The organism is Sphingobium cupriresistens (assembly GCF_004152865.1).
Classification (GTDB): Bacteria; Pseudomonadota; Alphaproteobacteria; order Sphingomonadales; family Sphingomonadaceae; genus Sphingobium; species Sphingobium cupriresistens.
In genome coordinates this window covers 1-19,144 of the sequence record NZ_SEOO01000053.1, presented here as the reverse complement: position 1 = coordinate 19,144, position 19,144 = coordinate 1, and the positions used below count along the sequence as shown (strand labels likewise).

Below are 19,144 nucleotides of genomic sequence, written 5' to 3'. Positions count from 1 at the left end.
TCAAAATCATCCCGCAAGCCGATCGCTGATCCCATGGTCACGCCCTCCAAATGCAGGCCGCCATTGATTCAGAATTTCGTCAGTTTGGGAATCCCCCACGTGAGTCAGGCTCAGCGCAGGCTGGTATCAGTCGATCCGCTGATCAGTCAAAGGGCGCGTCCTCGGTGAAGACGCGCCCTCGGCCGTGCCTGTTCAGAAAACGACCGCTTTATGCGCACAGCCGGACCGGTTCAGAATGCCAAGTGGTATATTCCGCCGTGCATGAAGGTTCCGCCAAGGAATCCCTGGATGGAGATAGCGAGCGTCATCAGGCCAAGCACCACCCAGTACAACGTCCGCGACCGCTCGGGAACCTTACGGTGGCGCGCTGGCATCCAAGCCAGCGCGACGCCGAAGACCGCGATCAAGGTCCCGAGCCAGCGATGCGTCATCAGGATCGGGTTGCGATCGGTCAGGTAGAACCCGCCCGCGAACCAACCCAGAAACGCCGCCGCGATCGCTCCCAGCGCGCCGACCACCAGCATTATATGTGCGACATGCTGATAGTCGCGGTTGCGGCGCCACAACCCGAACAGCTCCACCCCGAACGCACCGATGAACAGTGCGATGGGAAAATGAATGACCATGGTGTGCAGCCGGCCCAGCCAGCTCACAAGCCGTTCACCGAAACTCTTGTTCTTGTTGGCGGTCTCCTCGTGCATGCCGCCCATGTCCATGTCGTCGCCGGCGATGTCGCGGCCGCCCATGTTCATGTCCACGGTCGACATAGAGCCCATGCCCATGTGGCCGTCGCCAGCGTCTGCTCCATCCTTTTTCTGAGTCTCGACTGCGCTGTTAGCACCTGGCCCGGCCCCGAGCGCATCGTGATCTTCATGCGCCGCTGCCGATGTGCTTACTGACATTGCAACCGCAAGGAGCAAAGCGAAGGCTCCGCTTCGTTTACCGCGCATCACCCAACCCCTTGTTTCGTGTTCATCAATGCCCGTTTGCCTCACCCGGCCAAATCCTTTCGTGAAACCCATCGCCCGCTCTTCAAGACGAACTGGGCCGTGGAGCTACACCAGCTGCGGCGACCGCGTCTGCCGCCCCAGCCTGAAAAAACCGCCGATCAGCTGCCGTGGCGGGCGAACAGGCGGCGCCCCCCGGGGCCGAAGGCGACCACGTCATAGGCCTGTGCCTTGACGCCCGGCACTTCCATTCCCGGCGAGCCGAGCGGCATACCGCCGACCGCGAGGCCCCGTACGCCCTCGGGCCGGGTCGCCAGAGCTCGCTTCACGTCGGCAATCGGCACGTGGCCCTCGAAAGCCATGCCATCGGCGATTGCTGTGTGGCAGGACGAGACGTCCGCTGGGACTCCCGCGCGCTTCTGCAGCGCGGCGCGGCTCGGATCATCGACGACGCGCACCTGGCGACCGAGCTGCCGCTGCACCTGCGCCGCCCACTTGGCGCAACAGCCGCATCCGGGGTCGCGGTGCATAACGATCGGGGTGGCCGCGCTGACGGCAACCGGAACCAAAAAAGCTGCGGCAGTAAGCGCGGATCGCAAAGCTGTCTTCATGGAAAAACTCCTTGGTCATTCCTCCCGCCCCCTGATTGAGGACGGAAGGAACGAAGGTTATCACTGCGGAGACTTGCCCATCGCCCGGAGCATCGCCTGGAGTTCACTGATGCTCTTGTTTTGCTCGGCAATAGACTTCTGAGCCATTTGCCGGGTCTTCGCATCGGGCGCCTCGCGGAGAACGATCTGCGACATGGCAATCGCACCGCGGTGATGCTCGATCATCTTGCGGGCCCACGTCTCATTTGCATTGGCGCCTTTGGCCCTCATCATCTTCTCGTGCATCGCCATCTCGGCGGGCATGAAGGGCGTGTTCATGCCAGGCATGTTGTCGTGGTTCATGCCCTGCATTTTCGAGTGGTCCATGCCTTGCATCTGCTGCTGAGCCAAAGCCGGGCTCGCTGCCATCGCCGCCAGAGCCAGAAGCGTTACTGCCTTGAACATCGATTTCTCCTTCTTGGCCTTGGCCAACGCAACAAGACTAGTTGGCCTTAGAACCATGTGCGAATGCCCAGAACGAGGCTGGTCGACGCCGCGCCCTGGCCTTCGGCGCGCGCGAAGCGGGCTGTGTCCCCGAAGCTGCGGTCGTACGATATGCCCACATAGGGCGCGAACTCGCGCCTGATCTCGTAGCGGAGACGCAGACCGAGTTCGGCCGTGGAAAGGCCTGAGCCGATGCCGATTTCCGGCACGTCCTGCGCGGCGAAGTTGAGTTCGGCGCGTGGCTGAAGAACCAGCCGCTGCGTGATCCGCTGATCGTAATAACCTTCCAGGCGCCCCAGCAGGTCGCCCTTGTTGGACAGGAACAGTGCGCCCTCGACATCGAAGAAGCCGGGTGCCAGCGTTTCGAAGCCGACCGACGCATAGACGCGCGAGGGGTTGGGCTTGAAATCGTAGCGGACGCCAAGCTGTATATCGGTGTATGGGCCAATGGCGCGCGAATAAAGCGCCTGTACCTCCGCCGCTTCCAGACTTCCCCCGATATTCCCTTCGCCCTCGGTCTTGAGCACCAGCCGGTTGATATCACCCCCATACCAGGCACTGCCGTCCCACCGGTAACCATCGCGACCGTCCCGGATCTGGACTTCAGCCAGATTGAATATGACCTGGGAGAAATTCTGCCCGCCGTGCATCGACCGCAGATGCTGCTGCGAATGCGCCATAGCAGCGGCAGAGTAGACCTGGTCCGCGGCCCGATCGGTCGGGATGGGCGGCGGCGGAGCGGTGCCGGCCTGAAGGTTGGTGCCGATCATCGCCGCGCCCGTGGCTGAGGGCATGCTTCCCATGCCGTGTCCCGGCATGCCTTGCATCGCGCCCGAACTTTGGCCCATTCCCGGCATCGATCCATGGTCCATGCCTTGCATAGCACCTGGCTCAGCGGGGTTGGCGCCGCCGGACGCACCTGGCATCGCGGACATGTCGTGCCCCGAACTGGCATCAGGTTTGGCTTCAGGCATATTCATACCGGGCATGGCGGACATGTCATGACCGGCGTGAGGATCAGCAACAGCCGGTCCACCGACCGGAGGCTTGGCGGACCGACTTGCGGCAGGCTTGGCCCCCGATCCCGCCTTCGCGCGCGGTGTCGACCTGGCGGCAGGCTTCGCGGACTCCTTGTGCACGGCGGGCTTGGTCGCTGAGGGCTTCTTGGCGGCAGGCTTTTTTACCGCTGGCGCCTTTGGCGGCGGCATCTTCATGCCGGGCATGTTGGAATGGTCCATCTGCGCGGCCGCCGGCGTTGCGAGGCCAAGCGCCGCGCCGCCGGCGATCAAGAGGAACTTAGGCTGCATCGCGGTTCTCCTCGCCCATCGGGCGAACCGTCACGACACGCATCATCCCCGCGGTCATGTGATAAAGATTGTGGCAGTGGAACGCCCAGTCGCCGGGCGCATCGGCCGTTACGTCGAATGTCATCTTACCGCCGGGCGCCACATTCACCGTGTGCTTGCGAGGCGCGAAGTCGCCATGTCCGGTTACCAGCTCGAAGAAGTGGCCGTGCAAATGAATTGGGTGCGGCATCATCGTGTCATTGACCAGGGTGACGCGCGCGCGCTCGTCCTTGCGGAACGGGATGGGGTCGGCAGGGTCGCTCATCTTCTGGCCGTCAAAGCCCCACATGTAGCGCTCCATATTGCCCGTCAGGTGGATCTCCAACTGACGCGACGGGGCGCGAACGTCCGGGTTGCGGTCGAGCGCGACAAGATCGCGATAAGTGAGCACGCGATGATCCGCGTCCTCCAGCCCCTGCGGCGGCTCGCCCGTGCGGTCCTTCGGCATCGGCGAGATGGTCTGCACTCCCGGCCCCATCTTGACGCCGGGCGCGTTCTTGGGGTTGCGCATGTTCATGTCCATGCTGCCGCCTGACCCATGATCCATCCCGGCCATGCCGCCGCTGCTCATCTGACCATGGTCCATGCCCGCCATCCCGGCAGCGCCCGCCGCCATTTGGCTATGGTCCATCCCTGGCATAGCGCCGCTCATCTGGTCGCCCCCCATCCCAGCCATGCCGGCCATCGCAGCGCCTACCGCCTTCGTTCCGTGATCGGTGGGCTCTTTCCACCCGGTGAGCTTCCACAGGTTGCGCGAGGCATTCTGCATCAACGTGGGATCCGGCCCGCGCTTTGCGACCGGGTTCTCGTCCGCCATACCGGACATCCCCTCCATCCCGCTCATGTCCATGCCCATGTCGGTCATGGTCAGCAACGTGCGCGGGCGGAGCGGCGGGACCGGGGCGATCATGCCCTCGCGCGGGGCCAGTGTCGCGCGCCCCATGCCGGATCGGTCGATCGCCTCGGAAACGAAGCTGTAGGCGCGGTCCTCGGGCGTCACGATCACGTCGAAGGTTTCCGCGACGCCGATCTGGAATTCGTCCACGGTTACCGGCCGGACGTTCTGGCCGTCGGCCTGCACCACCGTCATCGGCAAGTCAGGGATGCGCACGTTGAAGTTGGTTTGCGCCGCAGCATTGACGATGCGCAGCCGAACCCGCTCGCCCGGTCGGAAGAGGCCCGTCCAGTTGTCGTAAGGGCCAAAGCCATTGACGAGGAAGGTGTAGGTCGACCCCGTAACATCCGCAATATCGGCCGGGTCCATGCGCATCTTGCCCCATTCCATCCGATCCTTGAGGCGCATCTCGCGGCCGGCGAGCAGCCCGCTCAGCGTCGGGCGCTGATAGTTGAAATAGGCGCCGCCCATCTGCTTGAGCTTGCGGAAAATTTCCTCGCCCGTCATTTCGCTATGGTCGGAGAGGACGATCACATGCTCGCGGTCGAACGCGATCGGGTCGGCACCGGCCGGATCAATCACGATGGGTCCGTAGAGCCCTGCCTGCTCCTGTTCGCCCGAATGGCTGTGATACCAGTAGGTGCCCGACTGCAAGATCGGGAATTCGTATACGAAGGTCGAACGCGCCTTGATGCCAGGGAAGCTGATGCCGGGCACGCCGTCCATTTGGAACGGCAGAATGAGCCCGTGCCAGTGAATCGAGCTATCCTCGTCGAGATTGTTGGTCACTGCGAGACGGACGTTCTGGCCCTCCTGGAGGCGGACGAGCGGTGCGGGCACGGTGCCGTTGACGCCGATTGCCGGCGTCGTGATCCCGTCCATGACCAGCTTCATCCGGTCGATCGTCAGGGCGATTTCCGTGCCCGATACGATCGGCAGCGGCTTGGCGATGCCGCGCGACACGGGTTGCGCCCAAGCCGGCAGGTAGGCCGACATGGCCAGCGTGCCGCCAAGCATGGCGGTTCCGCGCATTACGTCGCGCCGGTTTAGATTGCGGCTCATGCCTTTCCTTCGCTCCAGTTCAATGCTTGCGGCCGGCGGGGGGGGGGGGCCGCCGACCTTATCTTTCATTACGCGCAAATAGGCTCATCCCCTCACGCGAAGTCGAGAATTTTCGATAATCTTTCACGCGCACGCCGGAGCCGCGTCTCCACGGCCTTTCCGCTGATCCCCAGCGCGGCGGCGGTTTCCGCCTGGGACAAGCCCTCCACGGTCCGCAGCAAAAGCGTCTCCTTGAGCGTGGCCGGCAGATCGGACACCGCGCGCGAAAGCCGCGCAAGCTCTGCGCGATCGAAGGTGATGGCGTCGGCACCCGGCGCCTCGTCCCGCTCACTCTCCATCGTCTCGGGCGGCAGCGAAGAAGCGAACGATAATATCTGGCGTATGCGCCGCCGCCGATGCCAGTCGCGGCTCTTGTTGATCGCCACGCGGGCCAGCCACGCAGCGAGCGGCCGATCTCCGTCATATCTTGGCAGGTTCTGAAAGGCGGACGCGAAGCATTCCTGAGTGAGGTCAAGCGCCTCTTCAGCGTCACCGATATGTGCACGGATCAGGCGGTAGACTGGCTCCTGGTGCCGGCGCATGATCTCGGCGAAGGCGGCCTGACGTCCAGCGAGCGTCAAGGCGGCGAGTTCGCCGTCCGTGCAGGCCGAAAGTTCAAGACTCACCGCGCGTCTGCGGTCAGCGCCTTCACCACCGCGCGGTCGAACGTCCTCGCCTGGTCAGGCCGCAGGATCTGCCGCATCGCGAACATATGGTTCAACGTCTCCTTTTGGAGCTCGCCCATCGTGCCGTGCGAACGATCGACAGCCGCCGCGACCTGCGGCCCATTGCCATGCTCGACTTCAATGGCGTCGGCGAGCCGGGCGTTGTCGGCCCTGAGTTCAAGCTCCAAGGCACGCCTTCGAACGGCGAAGCGTGACTCCAGCGTCTCGAGCTTGGTCCGTTGAGCTTCGTCCAGCTCGAGCCCGTCGTGGAGCAAGCTATGAAGTTCCACGCCCGGGCTCGGTGGGGAAGGGAACAACTCGCGCCCAGCCCACACGCCTGCGATCGCTGCCAAGAACACGACGGCCGCGATCAGCATCGTTCTCCGGGCGCTGCTCGTCACTGGAACGCCAGCAAGGTCGAAGGCGCTAGCGGCGTGGCGGGCCCGAAAGGTGTCAGCGCCGGCACCTGCGCAGTCGCCGCTGCGGACGACAATCCGCCGCCCACCACTCCCAAGGCGACCGCGCCTACCGCTGCCAGCATGCCAGTCCGCAGTGTCACTCCGCCGCCGGCGCGCCGCTCCGCCGCGATCAACCGCATGACATCGCCTTCCAGTTCAGCGAGCCGGGGATGAAGCGGCTGCTCGGCAAGGCGGCGCAAGGCGCTGTCTAAATCCATATCCATGTTCATTCCTCCGCCGTGCTCACATCCTTTACGCACGGCCGGCGAACACCCCTCGAATCCGACGTGAACGAATGTCACTAAGCGGGAACGCCCCCGAGCGCCGCGGCGCACTCTTCCATTGCATCCAATCGTTCACAGCTCGCACGCAGGCCGGCGATCCACGCGTCCCGCTGTTTTCAAGTTCCTGATTCACCTTCTATTGGCAGGCCGAGCGCAGCTAGGGCGGCAACCATGGTGTTCGTCAGGTCAAGCGAGGGGGCGACAATGTGTGCGTGGCGGCTGTGGGCAACGGCATGGCCGTGCATATGTCGACGTTTGTCGCGACCAGATAGCGCGATTGGCAACAAGCCGCCGATATTGCTCGTGAGCCGGGCAGCGGCACATGACCATTCCGCTGTCCGCAGGAGTTGGGTGACGGCAAGCGGAATGGTCCAAGAACGGGCAGCGGCGATAGATCGACACTATCGTCTTCTGGAGGAAATGGAGGGGCCATGTCTGTGTCTGCCCCCCCGCCGAGGAGGCGGTTTAGTGCGTGCTGAACAACTACGGTGAAAGCATCCAGCACCAAAGGAAAAGCCTTTGTCTAAAAGCTCATTCTAACCGTCGCTCGCGCGGTTGTCGGCGCACCGGGCATGATGTTGTTGTCGTTGTAGGCGGACGAAAAATAGCCGCTATTAAGGAGGTTCTCGACGTTGATTTGCGCCTCGATGTGGGGGGTGAGCTTGAAGAACGCGGCGGCATCGACGCGGGTGAACGCAGGCAGGACGGCGGCATTGCTGACCGAGGTGAAACTTTTCGATTGGTGGTAGATACCCGCCCCGGCCCCGAGGCGAGGGGTGAAATCGTAGCGGGTCCAGAGCGAAGCCTGCTGCTTGGGCACAAGCGGGACCTCGCGGCCGGCAGGAGCCGCACTCGTTGTCTTGCGGATTTTTGCGTCCTGCAGCGTGTAGCCGGCGCTGATTTGCCATTGGGGTGTGATCGCGCCGCTGAGGCCGATCTCTAGCCCTTTGCTGCGCTGCGCGCCCGTTAGCACCGTCCGCGTGGCGTCGTTGGGGTCGGTCGCGCGGGTGTTGGTGCGATCGAGCCGGTAGACGGCAGCGGTCAGGTTAAGCGTTGGGGAAACATCCCATTTGAGGCCGACTTCGTAATTGTCGAACTTCTCTGGTTCCAGCGCGGCGGTTGTTATGTCGAGCGATGAAAACTGATCGCCCGATTGCGGCAGGAAGGACCGGCTATAGCTGGCGTAGATCGAGACGGGTTGCACCGGCTTCAGCACTACCCCAAGGCGGGGAGACCAGAGGGTGTCGGTCCGGCTATAGCTCCGCCCGGCGACGAGATCATCGATGCTGAGCTTGAAGCGGTCGCGGCGAACGCCGCCGATGACATCGACATGTTCGCCGATCGAGATCTGGTCCTGCACATAGAAGGCCGTGGCGTCGGCATTTGTCCGGATAGACCGGTAGCCGGTGTTGGCGGTGGTGCGCAGCGTGACTGGCGGCACCGTGATTCGGTCAGCCAACGCGACAAAGACGCGCCGCCCTCCATTGACGATATCACCACTTCCGAAAAAGCCATTGATCCGCTGGTTGCGCGTGCGCTGATCGCCATATTCGAAGCCGGCGAGCAGCACGTGGCGGACGGGGCCGGTGGTGACGGTCCAGACGAGATCGTTCTGGTTGAGCAGGTTCTTGCGCGTCGTGGGATCGCTATATGCCTCGAGGCCGACGCTCTGGACGGCGCCGCGCGGGGTGGCCGGGGTTACCGCGAAAGTGTTTCGATAGAGCTTGTCATAATCTCCGTAGAGGACGCGACTGGTTACGGTCAGGTTGTCGCTAAACCGATGCTCGATGCGCCCGCTTAGGACCTTAGCCTCGAAATCGCTGACGTTGAATCCCGGCACACCAAAAAAGGTATCGCGAAAACCGGTAAGGGGGCGTGACGGGCTGGTCAGAGAGCCTTGGGCAGCCGAGGGAACGCCTCGATCGATCGTGCGCTTGTCATTGTTGTATTCGAAGCCCAGGTCGATCCGTGTGGTGCCGCCTAGCGATACGGCAAAGGTCGGATTGATCGCGAGCCGGCGTCCGTCGTAGAAGTCCCGGTTGCTGTTGAACTCCTCATAGACGGCGTTCAGTCGAGCCGAGGCGGACTGGCTGATCGGTTGGTTGATGTCGGTGTCGATATACCATGCGCCATATGTATCCGCCGAACCGCTGCTACTGATGAAGGCGTTGGCACCGGGGCGCTTGGTGACGCGGTTGACGATCCCACCCCCACCACCGCGGCCGAAGATCATTGCGTTGGGACCTTTCAGGACCTCGATCCGCTCTGCGTTGTAGAGGCCGCGGTAATATTGCACGTCGTCACGCAGGCCATCGACAAAGAAGTCTGCGGTGCTGTTGTTGCCGCGCAGAATGATCTGATCGCGGTGACCCTCACCCTGAGATATCACCGCGCCGGGGACATAGCGAAGCACGTCGGCGATCGAGCGCATAGCTTGATCGTCAATCTGCGCCTCGGTGATGATCGATGCCGCCTGTGGAACGTCCTTGAGACTGGTCGGAGTGCGGGTGGCGGTGCTGGTCGCATCGACCTGGTAGCCGTCCCGGACGCCGGTGACGATGATTGTTTGGCGTGCGTCCGTAGCCGGGGGAGCTGGCTGGTCCTGGGCCGTTGCGGGCACGGCCATTAATCCAAGGCCTAACGCGCCGCTTAATGTACTTTTTTTCATTTTACCCCCTTGCGAATCGTTCTCAATCTGTGCGCCGCCCTATGATATATGCAACTGCTTCGCAATAGCCGATGTCTGACTTGAAAGTGCGTGATGAAGGTAATGGTGCGCATCGACCCCCTAAGTTGGAGACGCCCGAACGGTGTGCCGCCAGATCGGTGAGCAAGCCCTGCCGTCGCTCACCAGATTAGGGGGCGAGTTCGGGATCTCGGCGCCTGCGGTGGTCGTTTCGCTAGCGTCGCGCCTCTATATGTGATAATGTCCTTTATCACACACTCATGGCGATCCGATGGAGCCGTTTAAACGGTCCCGAGATCCACCGCCGAAAGGGAGCGATATGGACCAGGACGAGGACACGGCTTTCGCCGACAACTATGCCGAGCGCGACCAGGCCAAGGCGCTGCGCGAGCAGGCCCGCGCGGGCGGCTTGCGCTTCGAGGCGTATCTTACCGGCGATCAGGCCGACTGGCTGTTGGAGCGGATCGAGCGCGGCATGTTCGCCGATCCTTCCGAGGCGGTGTTCGCGATCGTCAAGAACTTCATCGACATGGAGCCGCACCACGATTTACGCGACGAGCTGCTACGCCGGATATTGGACGGGTCGATAAAGCGCGGCCTTGAGGACGCGGAGGCTGGCCGCGTCCGCGACGCCGACGAGGTGTTCGACGAGCTGCGCCGCAAGATGGCCGCGCCGCGTCCCGCGCCGGCGCGATGGGAGAAGATCGCGCGATGAACCAGCTCGCCCCCCTCCCCGCGCCCGCGCCCGCGCTGGCGTTGCCGGCGCTGATCGCGGCGGCCGACGAGCGCGCGCAGCTTCGATTCCTTGAGTTCTTCGCCGTCACCATCCGCAATCCGCATACACGCCGCGCCTATGCGCGGGCGGCCGGCGACTTCCTGGCCTGGTGCGAGGCGCGCGGCGTCGCCTCGCTCGCCCAGGTGCAGCCGCTTCATGTCGCGGCCTGGGTCGAGGCGCTGGGGCGCGAGCTGGCCGCCCCCAGCGTCAAGCAGCAGCTCGCCGGCGTGCGCCACCTGTTCGACTGGCTGGTGACGGGTCATGCCGTGCCGGCGAACCCGGCCGGATCGGTGCGCGGGCCGGCGCATAGCCAGCGGCGCGGCAAGACGCCGGTACTGGCCCCCGACGAGGCGCGGCGGTTGCTCGACAGCATCGACGTGACCACCCATGCGGGCCTGCGCGACCGCGCGCTGATCGGTCTCATGGTCTATAGCTTCGCGCGGATCGGCGCGGCGCTGGCGATGCGGGTCGAGGACGTGTTCATGCAGAATCGGCGGCTATGGGTCCGCCTGCATGAGAAAGGCGGCAAGCGCCATGAAATGCCCTGCCACCACAATCTAGAGGATTATCTAACCGCCTATATCGACGGTTGCGAGCTGCGCGAGGACCGCAAGGGGCCGCTATTCCGCACGATCGCGCGCAGCACTAAGCGACTAAGCGATACCCCCCTGCCCCAAGCCAACGCCTTCGCGATGGTGCGCCGGCGCGCGGCGGCGGCCGGGATCGGGACGGCGATCGGCAACCACAGTTTCCGCGCGACCGGGATCACCACCTATTTGAAGAATGGCGGCACGTTGGAGACGGCCGCGACGATGGCGAACCATAGCTCGACGCGCACCACCCAGCTCTATGACCGCCGCCCCGATGACGTGACGCTGGACGAGGTGGAGCGCGTGTTGATCTAGGCGGCGAGCGCGGGCGCGCAGGTCCAGCGGTCGCCCTGCCAATGAAACCCTACCCGCTGCGCGTTGCCGATCGCGGGCGGCTCGCCCTTGCGCCAGAAAGCGCGCATCTTGGCCCGATCGTCCAGATGGGCGTCGGCGACGATCGCGCGCGCGGCCTGGATGAACTGCCCATGCCCGAACACATAGGCCAGCGATCCCGCAGGCATGGCGGCGAGGCGCGTTAGCGCCGCCTCGCAGCGCCGTAACAGGGTGCTGAAACTCTCCGCCCCTTCCCCGTCGCAGTAGTCAGGATCGGCCTCGCGCCAATAGCGTTCTAGGTGCGGCATCCGTTCGGCGCTGCGCGTGCCGTTCCAGCGCGCAGGTTGCAAATAGGTGAACTCTTCGATCGGCCACACTTCCACCGGCACGCCTGGAAAGCGCGCGATCGTCGGCGCGGCCGTCTGCCGGGTGCGGGTATAGGGCGAGGTGACGATGAGCGCGGGCGCTTGCGTCCAGCTCGCCGCGACCGCGCGCGCCTGTTCGTGGCCGCGCTCCGTCAGCGCGATCGTCGCGAGATCGTGGCAGGGCACGCCGGCGTTGCCGGTGTTTTCGCCGTGGCGGATGAAGATCGCTCTCATGTCCGGTTAGGCGGCCCGGTATAGCCCATTGCTGGCTTCCCAGCCCCGGCACGCCAGCAAGATTGGTTTCGGCACCTTCTTTTCGCCGTTGGAGTAGTAGGCGACCATGCGGCGCGAGACGCCAAGCGCATCGGCCGCCTTCGACAGCGACAGCGCATGGCGCAGCCGCCATTCGAGGAAGGCGCGCACATCGCCATGCCCGGTTGCCGACAGCGTTTCGAGCCACAGCATGTCCGCGCCCAGCTCCGCACCCGAAGGCCAGGCCAGGCTATGACCCCAATCGCCCACTTCGACCTTGGCGAACTCGCCCGGATCGCGCAGCGCGGCAAAGGCGCGATCGGCGAGGACCGCGCCAAGATCGAGATCAGCCGCCGTCCCTTCCGACCAGGACAGATGCAGCGATGACGGCCCGGTCGCGCGCACGGCGGTAATGGTGCGGGCCTTGTCGGTGATGTTCATCCGTTCAACTCCTGCCACGTCTGCATGAGCAAAGCCTGATTAGGCCGCGCCCATTCCAATGCGTCCTTCAAGACCGCCGCCGACACGGTGCCCACGATCACGTCAAACGATGCAATCGCCACCGAGCAGCGGAAATCCGGGCCTTCGATGTGGAAATGCGGCACGCCATGATCGCGGCCATAGACGGCAATTTTCCAGCGGGGACCGCGAAACATCGTGACCATGCTTCAATGTAGTGCAAAGGTTGCACTAGTGCAAGGCTGATAGCCAAAATGATCTAAGCGCCTGGCGCTGGCACCGTGGCCCTACTCGTTGCGCTCCCCAAGCCCGCAAGCGGTCCTGGCCCAAGGTTCCGGCCCACATGGCGGGCGAGATCGCGTGCGCGGATCTCGCGGCACCCTCGCCGATTACCGGCGATGTAGGCGATCGGGCGTCCAGCCTTCAATTCGTCGCCGGGTTCCGGCGGCCGATCAGGCACCTTGTCGAGAATGCGGTCGAGATCACCCACCGCACGACCTTTGGAGCGCCGCGCGAAAAACTCGGCCGCCGTTTCGGGTCGATCAATCGTCATCATGGAGATCAGACATAAGCGCCTCAACGCTGGTGAAGCGCACGCCCTTGCCAGCTTCCAGTTCTTCGATCGCATCGCGCGTAGCAGCGCGGCCCATCAACTCGGCCTCCAACTTCGCCTTATGGGCCTCATTACGCGCGCGGCGCTCGGGACTCCAATCTTTCATAAGATCGGAAAAGGGGCGATGGCCGGCCATTCTATCAATCCTTCTAGGTGAGAATCTGGATGCCGCGCCGCTTCACCAGCGTCAGCAAGGCGAGCGCCGCGCCAGTCGGCCGCATCGTGCCGGCCTCCCAGCGCTGGACCGTGCGCTTGTGCGCCCACAGCAAGCGCGCAAACCCGGCCTGGCTCAAACCGCTCTCCTGGCGCACCGCCGGATTTCGGCCGCCTCCATCGGTGGATAAAGGATTTCGCCGTTTCGATCAGTCCCCGTCATGGTCGTTCATCCCGGCCATGCCGGCTGCTGCGCCGGCTTCGGCGATGGCGTCGTTGATTTCCTCGATCGTGAACCGCGCGCCGTTGCCCTTCACTATCCCGCGCAGGTCATCCCACGAGCTTTTGCGCGGTGCCGGCGGCGCGATGCCCGCCGCCGTCGCGGCGGTCATCAGGTCATCCAGCGAGAATCTGTTAAACTTCCCGCGCAGGAGGTCGTTGAGGCGGGGCGGCGTCAGCCCGAGCCGCTTGGCGGCCTCGCCCAGCGGCACGTCCCACGACTTCACCCGCGCGGTGATGCCCCGCATCAGGTCCGCGCGCGTCCTCAACTCCGTCGCCTCCTCCGGCGTGTCGGCGATTGCGTCAAAGACGCAGGCGAAGGTTTCGACCTTCATGTCGTCGGCGTTCATTGCCCTGCCTTCCAAACGTTCGGCCGTCGAGCCGATTACTCGAACAGTTCCGAATGGGTTCCCGCGCGCACGAAGTTCACCAGATTGCCCTCAATCGTGTAGATCAGCAGGAAATCGCCGCCGATATGGCACTCGCGATGATCGCTCCAATCGCCCTTGAGGGCGTGGTCCAGCCATTCCGGGCCAAGCGGCGCATCGTTGGCGATGAGCAGCATCATCGCTTCCTTGAGCTGGTTCATGTTGTAGCGGCCGCTGCGCGACAGCCGCTCCCAATCCTTGACGAACCGCTTTTCGTAGGATGCCTCTCTTGGGAACGAAGCCCGCTTACTGCTGGCGGGCTTCTTGGTCGAGGGCATCGAACAGTTCCTTGGGATCGGTGAAGCGCGCACGACGCGCCTTCATGGTCGCGCGGGACGATTCGATCGCGGCGCGCGTCTCGGCGTTGGGCACCTTCAGCTCGAACGGCAAGGCATGGTCCTTGGCGACCCGCGTAAGCGTCATGCGGACCACATCGGAAACCGTCAGCCCCAGCTCGGCTAGGACGGCGGCGGCTTCATCCTTCAATGTTTCGTCGATGCGCGCACGCACGAACGCGGTAGCAGCCATTGGAATCTCCCTAGTCAGACGAACGATGTAGCTCATTTGAGCAACAATTTCAATCTAGGCGAGGAGACTGCGCCTGCCGCTGCGCGGCACCGTGGCTCTACTCGCTTCGCTCCCCAAGCCCGCAAGCGGTCTTGGCCGAAGGTGACGACCCACATGGCGGGGCCGAGATCGCAAGCGGATCTCGGGCATGGTGCCGGCGTGCGCCGGCATGATGTTCGTTCGCATGGGGAAAGGCGGTCCCGGCCGCCTCTCCCCAGCAACGGCAATCAGCGGGACCGGGTTGGCGCGAAGCGCCCGCCCGCACCACTCCCGCAGATTCCCGCTGCCCCCCTCTCTCGCCGGCTGCTCCGCGCGAACTCGGGAGCGATGGCCGCAGCCATCGCCCCGCAGGGCGATTTGAAGGGAGTAGAAGGTATGGAACAGGACAACCGGGAAAGCTGGCTCAATCGGGTGGCGGCGGGCATGGCCCCCTTGTTCGCGGCGTTGGACGCTCCCCTGCCCGCGCGTATCCGCGTGGCGATCGGCTTCACCAGCTCGGGCCGGAAGGGCAAGGCGATCGGCGAGTGCTGGGATAACCGGCTGAGCGCGGACGGGCATTTTGAAATCTTCATCCGGCCCGACCTCGCGCACGCGCCTGACGCCATGCCGGCGCAGATCGCGGCCATCCTCGCGCATGAGCTGGTCCATGCCGCCGTCGGCATCCCGGCAGGGCATGGGAAAGCGTTTAAACGGATCGCGCTGGGGCTGGGGCTCGTCGGGCCGATGCGCGCCACCACCCCCGGCGAGGCGTTTCTTGCGGCCGTCGCGCCGATCTTGGACGCCGTTGGCCCCCTCCCCCATGCCCGTCTCGACACCGATGGGGAGTCGACCGCGCCGAAGAAGCAGAAAACCCGGATGCTCAAATGCGAGTGCGCGACGTGCGGCTATACCGTGAGGACCGCGCGCAAATGGCTTGAGCTGGCCGGAGCGCCGCTTTGCCCGATCGAGGATCACGGCCGCATGGAGCATGAGCCGCTGGACGACGGCAGCGAGGATGAGGGCGGCGACGACGGCTAGACCGCCCTCCCCTCCCCGCAATTCGGGGTTTCATTGACGCTGCGCGCCAGTTCGGGGTTTCGTTGACGCAACCGGAGCAAGCCAGTATGACCACATGCAAACATGCGATCATGTAAGGATATTCACATGCCAACAATCGCGATCATCAGCCAGAAGGGCGGCGCGGGGAAAACCACCCTCGCCTTGCACCTGGCCGCCGCCGCCGAGGATTCCGGGCATACCGCCCTTGTGATCGACGTCGACCCGCAGGCGACGGCGAGCCAGTGGGCGGCATGGCGACAGGATGCGCCCCCGGTCGTGATCGACAGCGCGCCCCCTCGCCTTGCCGCCAAGATCGAGCAGGCGACGGGCCAGGGCGCGGCGTTCATCGTAATCGACACCCCGCCCCACGCCGACAGCGCCGCCAGCGCCGCCGTCGAGGCGGCCGACCTAGTGTTGATCCCTTGCCGCCCCAGCGCGTTCGATTTGGCGGCGATCAAGACGACCGCCAGCCTTGTGAAGATGCGCGGCAAGCCCGCTTTCGTGATCTTCACGGCGGGAAGTCCGACCGCGCCGCGCATGTATGACGAGGCCGCGCAGCTCGTGCAGGATTATGGGCTGGACGCCTGCCCCCACCATATCGCCGATCGTGCCGCCTTCCGCCATGCGGCGGCCGAGGGCAAGACCGCGATGGAGATCGAGCCGAACGGCAAAGCGGCCGACGAGGTGCGCCAGCTTTACAAGTGGACATGCCAGCATGTAAACATGCAAGCATCTAGGAAGCGGAGGGCCAGCGCATGAGCAGCCGGAAAGGATCATTGCTTGCATTGCGGGATCGCGATCCCGCGCCAGCGCCGGCGACGGCCGAACCGGAGGGGAGGGCGGCCGCGCCGATCGCCCGCAGCACCGGCGCAGGCACCGGCAACGTATCGAGCAGCAGCCCGGTCGCGCCGAGCCGTCAGGGCAAGAAGGCGATGACGGGCTATTTCAGCCCGGAAATGTCCTTCGCCATGCACATGACCGCGCGCAAGCACGGCATGAGCCTGCAAGACGCGATGGCCGAGGCGTTCAACGACTGGCTGCGCAAAATGGGGGAAAGCCCTGTAGGTAAGTGAGCATGTTCACATGCAAACATGCGGGCATGTTTACTTTGTAGGCGATGACTTGATGCCGTTGAGGTCTGGCTCTTTGATGGCTTGTAGCGGACAGAGTGAAATCATGCGTTTTGAAGACAGCTACATTGGACAACTGCGGCCTTTGGTGGGAAGCCGCACACTGATTGTACCTGGCTTTCGTGCGCTGATCTTCGACAAGACTGACGCCTTTCTTGTTATGCGACGTGCGGACACTGGTTTGTGGGGTTTGCCGAGCGGCAGCATGGAACTTGGAGAAAGCGCGGCGCATATGATTGAGCGCGAGGTGCAAGAGGAAACAGGCCTGCACATAGCCAGTTCCATCATTTATGGCATCGCTTCTGAGCCGGGAAGTGAAACGCACGTTTATCCTAACGGGCACCGCATCCAGAATTTTTCCATTCTAGCGGCAGTCCACGACTGGGTAGGAACTCCTGTCGCAATAGATGGCGAGGCGGTAGATTTAAGGTTCGTAGGGGACATCGAGGAGATTCCCACCGACAGCCGTGTAGAGCAGGAGATGAGATGCGTTGCGGCGTATCAGCAGTATATCCAGACCGGAATGTTTCAGCTTCTATGATCAGATCGTCCAAGCTGCCGACGCTCTTTCACTGATGTTTGCATGTGGGCATGAACGCTTGACAGCAGGGAGCGGTATCAGCGCAGCGGCTTGCGTTCGTGCCGCTTTTTGCAGAAGCCGAGAAAGGCGGCGCGGGGACTTTTCAGTTCGGGCTTGCCCATGTCGTGCCACCACGACACCCATTCGTCATAAAGCGCGTAAACGTCATACCCCGGCGCGGCCGTCTTGGCGTCGTGCATGGTTTCCGGGTCGATATAGGGCGCATCGTCGCCGGCGCTGGCGACCGGATCGGGCTTGGACTTGAGGCCCGAGCGGTTGCGGAACAGGATCACGTCATCATCCATCGTCACCGCATAATCGGGGAAATGGCCGTGGTCCGCGTCATGCTCGCAGACCTTCTTGACTAACGCCCGGAACACCCGGAGAGGGCTGTTCGAGCCGCATTTCTTCTGTAGCAGCTCTAGGCCGATCTTCCATTCGTCCTTCACGCCGCAATGCTTGCGGGCCAGCTCATACATGCGCCGCTCGAACGGCTTGCGGAGCCGGAAATAGTCCCGGTGGAGCGTCAGGACGTTCTTGCTGATAACCGAGCGATAGACCCAATCCGACAAGGTGATTTCGAGATCGAGCATTCGCCCGTCGAACGTCTTGCGGGTGATCTTGGCTTCTTCGATCAGGCCGAAAATCCGCGTTTCCTCGACGCCGCCTGTTTGAATGTTGGTCCGCACCGTGGTCCCGCGCAGGCGGGTGAGGGCGTCGGCCATCAGCCGATAGCCTTCGCCGCTGGTTTGCCGGTTGGTGGCGACGAGCATGTCATAGGCTTGCAGGCGCACCGTGCGGCTAGGTTGCTCGCCCTGGTTCATCTTCGCGACGAGCTGCGAAATGCAGTAGATCAATATGTCCTTGTCGTGGATCGTCGCCAGCCCCTTGCCCGAGGGGATAATCTCGATGACGTTGCCGTTATGCTCGTAGCGCCGCGTCCGGTTGTCCGGCTTGGTCGAGAGCGAAAACACCGGATGCTCCATCGAGGCCATGTCATCCTTGGGGATGGCGTCCAGCACGTCGCAGATGAACAAGTCCTGGTTGGGGTGGCGCACCGGCAGCAGCGGCGTGCGATCGTCGCCGTCCACGGCGGAGGCCAGCGCGGCGATCGGCGCGTCAAACAGGGAAGGGGAGGGGTCTATCGTCATTTCACTAACGCCAGAGCTACTATCGTCATTTCACATACGCAAGCGGATTATCGTCATTTCAGATTCACTGCCGCGCTATCGTCATTTCGATTACGCTTGAGAGGGGGGCAAGGCAGGCCAGGTGCTATCGTCATAGTGGATTCGCCTTTTCGTCACTCTGGATTCGCCTTTTCGTCAGAGCGGATTCACCCCACGGCAAATTTGGCCCAAAAAACCGAGGACTTCCGCGTGTTTCCGAGCGTCGCCGATTCCCGTAACACATCACTAAACCCATATTTTAACACTAGGCGGCGCTGTGGATAACTTCGGGCCGTTGTGCTGTCCGCCAATGCCGAAGGAAGAAAAGCGCCGCCTCTTGGGGGCTTCGCCCCCGCCGGCTCGCGGCCTTCGGCCGCCCCGGATCGCTAAAGCGATCCTCCCACCCGGCATCCCCATGATGAGCCGGCTACGCCGGCACGCTTTTGTTTGTTTGGGATATGCCGCACCCATAGCGCCCCTGCCGCCCGCTCACCGCCAAGACCCACCGTTGCAAATGGCTTTCCAGAAAAGCCAAGCGGATAGGTGGCGCTCCGATCGAGAGGACAGGGAAGGCGGAAACGTCCCCACAGGCGCGATTTCCGGGCCGCCCAGCGCCATTCTGGCTCTCGGACAGACCCCCGGTGTTGGAACCGCCTATGGCGCTCTACGGACTTCCCAGGACGGGCCGATTTTTCGGCGCGAGATCCGTTTAAACGCCGCCCCGCCGGATCGGATGGGCGAGCACCCATCGACCGTTGAATATCCGCCACCCGATTATCCCCGCGCCGACACCAAGCAGGCCGCCTACCACATAGGCCCAGTCGGCCCGAAGCTGCGATTTTGGCCAGGTTGAAGAACGAACACTGAACGCTTGATTGATTCTACCAGGACCGTTGCTGACCACCGACCTCGTAGATATCGGCTTCCATGGAGCAAT

The 19,144-nt window shown here is 63.5% G+C and carries 25 protein-coding genes; 7 read left to right on the top strand and 18 right to left on the bottom strand.

Annotated features, from left to right (window positions below; genetic code table 11):
- Positions 1 to 230: 230 nt before the first annotated feature.
- From EWH12_RS19755 to EWH12_RS19715, 9 genes are all read right to left on the bottom strand, one after another.
- The gene (locus EWH12_RS19755; protein WP_231725740.1) at positions 231 to 1,022 is read right to left on the bottom strand and encodes a DUF2231 domain-containing protein; all 792 of its coding nucleotides are present in this window, start codon (positions 1,020 to 1,022) and stop codon (positions 231 to 233) included.
- An 86-nt stretch (positions 1,023 to 1,108) separates the two neighbouring features.
- Positions 1,109 to 1,558 (bottom strand): DUF411 domain-containing protein, encoded by a 450-nt coding sequence (locus EWH12_RS19750; protein WP_129927570.1) that lies wholly within the window; start codon positions 1,556 to 1,558, stop codon positions 1,109 to 1,111.
- A 60-nt stretch (positions 1,559 to 1,618) separates the two neighbouring features.
- Positions 1,619 to 2,002 carry a DUF305 domain-containing protein gene (locus EWH12_RS19745; RefSeq protein ID WP_129927571.1) on the bottom strand — a complete coding sequence of 128 codons (384 nt, stop codon included), beginning with the start codon at positions 2,000 to 2,002 and terminating at the stop codon, positions 1,619 to 1,621.
- 47 nt (positions 2,003 to 2,049) lie between these two features.
- On the bottom strand, positions 2,050 to 3,348 hold the full coding sequence (locus EWH12_RS19740) for a copper resistance protein B (protein WP_066486608.1): 1,299 nt from the start codon (positions 3,346 to 3,348) through the stop codon (positions 2,050 to 2,052).
- Entirely contained in the window at positions 3,338 to 5,344 is a 2,007-nt protein-coding gene (locus tag EWH12_RS19735) for a copper resistance system multicopper oxidase (RefSeq protein ID WP_129927569.1), read from the bottom strand. The genes EWH12_RS19740 and EWH12_RS19735 overlap by 11 nt, the downstream gene beginning before the upstream one ends.
- A gap of 92 nt (positions 5,345 to 5,436) precedes the next feature.
- The gene (locus EWH12_RS19730; protein ID WP_129927568.1) at positions 5,437 to 6,009 is read right to left on the bottom strand and encodes an RNA polymerase sigma factor; all 573 of its coding nucleotides are present in this window, start codon (positions 6,007 to 6,009) and stop codon (positions 5,437 to 5,439) included.
- Positions 6,006 to 6,425, bottom strand: coding sequence for a periplasmic heavy metal sensor (locus tag EWH12_RS19725; RefSeq protein ID WP_129927567.1), 420 nt, complete (start codon positions 6,423 to 6,425; stop codon positions 6,006 to 6,008). The genes EWH12_RS19730 and EWH12_RS19725 overlap by 4 nt, the downstream gene beginning before the upstream one ends.
- A gap of 20 nt (positions 6,426 to 6,445) precedes the next feature.
- The gene (locus tag EWH12_RS19720; RefSeq protein ID WP_043150728.1) at positions 6,446 to 6,730 is read right to left on the bottom strand and encodes a hypothetical protein; all 285 of its coding nucleotides are present in this window, start codon (positions 6,728 to 6,730) and stop codon (positions 6,446 to 6,448) included.
- Between the two features lie 583 nt (positions 6,731 to 7,313).
- Complete coding sequence (locus tag EWH12_RS19715; RefSeq protein ID WP_242496136.1) at positions 7,314 to 9,416, bottom strand: TonB-dependent receptor; 2,103 nt, start codon at positions 9,414 to 9,416, stop codon at positions 7,314 to 7,316.
- A gap of 379 nt (positions 9,417 to 9,795) precedes the next feature.
- Here EWH12_RS19715 and EWH12_RS19710 point away from each other — a divergent pair, with 379 nt between their 5' ends.
- Both EWH12_RS19710 and EWH12_RS19705 read left to right on the top strand, forming a co-directional pair.
- Positions 9,796 to 10,191, top strand: a complete 396-nt coding sequence (locus EWH12_RS19710; protein WP_008831331.1) for a hypothetical protein — start codon at positions 9,796 to 9,798, stop codon at positions 10,189 to 10,191.
- Entirely contained in the window at positions 10,188 to 11,156 is a 969-nt protein-coding gene (locus EWH12_RS19705) for a tyrosine-type recombinase/integrase (RefSeq protein ID WP_008831330.1), read from the top strand. Before EWH12_RS19710 ends, EWH12_RS19705 begins: the two co-directional genes overlap by 4 nt.
- On the opposite strand, the gene EWH12_RS19700 is transcribed toward EWH12_RS19705, so the two are convergent.
- Genes EWH12_RS19700 through EWH12_RS19690 form a run of 3 tightly spaced genes read right to left on the bottom strand, consistent with a single transcriptional unit; the run spans position 11,153 to position 12,447 of the window.
- Positions 11,153 to 11,773 carry a histidine phosphatase family protein gene (locus EWH12_RS19700; RefSeq protein WP_008831329.1) on the bottom strand — a complete coding sequence of 207 codons (621 nt, stop codon included), beginning with the start codon at positions 11,771 to 11,773 and terminating at the stop codon, positions 11,153 to 11,155. The two genes, EWH12_RS19705 and EWH12_RS19700, sit on opposite strands and share 4 nt — an antisense overlap.
- 6 nt (positions 11,774 to 11,779) lie before the next feature.
- Positions 11,780 to 12,232, bottom strand: coding sequence for a DUF2442 domain-containing protein (locus tag EWH12_RS19695; protein WP_008831328.1), 453 nt, complete (start codon positions 12,230 to 12,232; stop codon positions 11,780 to 11,782).
- Positions 12,229 to 12,447, bottom strand: a complete 219-nt coding sequence (locus EWH12_RS19690; RefSeq protein WP_008831327.1) for a DUF4160 domain-containing protein — start codon at positions 12,445 to 12,447, stop codon at positions 12,229 to 12,231. The genes EWH12_RS19695 and EWH12_RS19690 overlap by 4 nt, the downstream gene beginning before the upstream one ends.
- A gap of 146 nt (positions 12,448 to 12,593) precedes the next feature.
- Here EWH12_RS19690 and EWH12_RS19685 point away from each other — a divergent pair, with 146 nt between their 5' ends.
- Positions 12,594 to 12,821 carry a hypothetical protein gene (locus EWH12_RS19685; protein WP_008831326.1) on the top strand — a complete coding sequence of 76 codons (228 nt, stop codon included), beginning with the start codon at positions 12,594 to 12,596 and terminating at the stop codon, positions 12,819 to 12,821.
- Here the strand turns inward: EWH12_RS19685 and EWH12_RS19680 are convergent.
- The 5 genes from EWH12_RS19680 to EWH12_RS19660 are packed head-to-tail and all read right to left on the bottom strand — an operon-like array spanning position 12,793 to position 14,251.
- Positions 12,793 to 12,999 (bottom strand): hypothetical protein, encoded by a 207-nt coding sequence (locus tag EWH12_RS19680; RefSeq protein WP_008831325.1) that lies wholly within the window; start codon positions 12,997 to 12,999, stop codon positions 12,793 to 12,795. The two genes, EWH12_RS19685 and EWH12_RS19680, sit on opposite strands and share 29 nt — an antisense overlap.
- 13 nt (positions 13,000 to 13,012) lie before the next feature.
- Positions 13,013 to 13,174, bottom strand: a complete 162-nt coding sequence (locus tag EWH12_RS19675) for a helix-turn-helix domain-containing protein (RefSeq protein ID WP_015449421.1) — start codon at positions 13,172 to 13,174, stop codon at positions 13,013 to 13,015.
- A 51-nt stretch (positions 13,175 to 13,225) separates the two neighbouring features.
- Positions 13,226 to 13,645, bottom strand: coding sequence for a helix-turn-helix domain-containing protein (locus tag EWH12_RS19670; RefSeq protein WP_007685989.1), 420 nt, complete (start codon positions 13,643 to 13,645; stop codon positions 13,226 to 13,228).
- A gap of 35 nt (positions 13,646 to 13,680) precedes the next feature.
- On the bottom strand, positions 13,681 to 14,001 hold the full coding sequence (locus tag EWH12_RS19665) for a type II toxin-antitoxin system YafQ family toxin (protein WP_007685988.1): 321 nt from the start codon (positions 13,999 to 14,001) through the stop codon (positions 13,681 to 13,683).
- A complete protein-coding gene (locus EWH12_RS19660; protein WP_007685985.1) occupies positions 13,970 to 14,251 on the bottom strand; it encodes a type II toxin-antitoxin system RelB/DinJ family antitoxin in 282 nt (93 codons plus the stop codon). The genes EWH12_RS19665 and EWH12_RS19660 overlap by 32 nt, the downstream gene beginning before the upstream one ends.
- 414 nt (positions 14,252 to 14,665) lie before the next feature.
- Between EWH12_RS19660 and EWH12_RS19650 the strand changes: the two genes are divergently transcribed.
- The 4 genes from EWH12_RS19650 (at position 14,666) to EWH12_RS19635 (ending at position 16,999) form a co-directional block, all read left to right on the top strand.
- On the top strand, positions 14,666 to 15,307 hold the full coding sequence (locus tag EWH12_RS19650) for a SprT-like domain-containing protein (RefSeq protein WP_008831324.1): 642 nt from the start codon (positions 14,666 to 14,668) through the stop codon (positions 15,305 to 15,307).
- A gap of 126 nt (positions 15,308 to 15,433) precedes the next feature.
- Positions 15,434 to 16,087 carry a ParA family partition ATPase gene (parA, locus tag EWH12_RS19645; RefSeq protein ID WP_129927565.1) on the top strand — a complete coding sequence of 218 codons (654 nt, stop codon included), beginning with the start codon at positions 15,434 to 15,436 and terminating at the stop codon, positions 16,085 to 16,087.
- On the top strand, positions 16,084 to 16,401 hold the full coding sequence (locus EWH12_RS19640; protein ID WP_037521343.1) for a ribbon-helix-helix domain-containing protein: 318 nt from the start codon (positions 16,084 to 16,086) through the stop codon (positions 16,399 to 16,401). Before parA ends, EWH12_RS19640 begins: the two co-directional genes overlap by 4 nt.
- A 103-nt stretch (positions 16,402 to 16,504) precedes the next feature.
- A complete protein-coding gene (locus EWH12_RS19635) occupies positions 16,505 to 16,999 on the top strand; it encodes an NUDIX domain-containing protein (protein WP_165363666.1) in 495 nt (164 codons plus the stop codon).
- A 77-nt stretch (positions 17,000 to 17,076) separates the two neighbouring features.
- Here the strand turns inward: EWH12_RS19635 and EWH12_RS19630 are convergent, their stop codons facing one another.
- Positions 17,077 to 18,189, bottom strand: coding sequence for a replication initiator protein A (locus EWH12_RS19630; protein WP_008832586.1), 1,113 nt, complete (start codon positions 18,187 to 18,189; stop codon positions 17,077 to 17,079).
- Between the last annotated feature and the right edge of the window lie 955 nt (positions 18,190 to 19,144).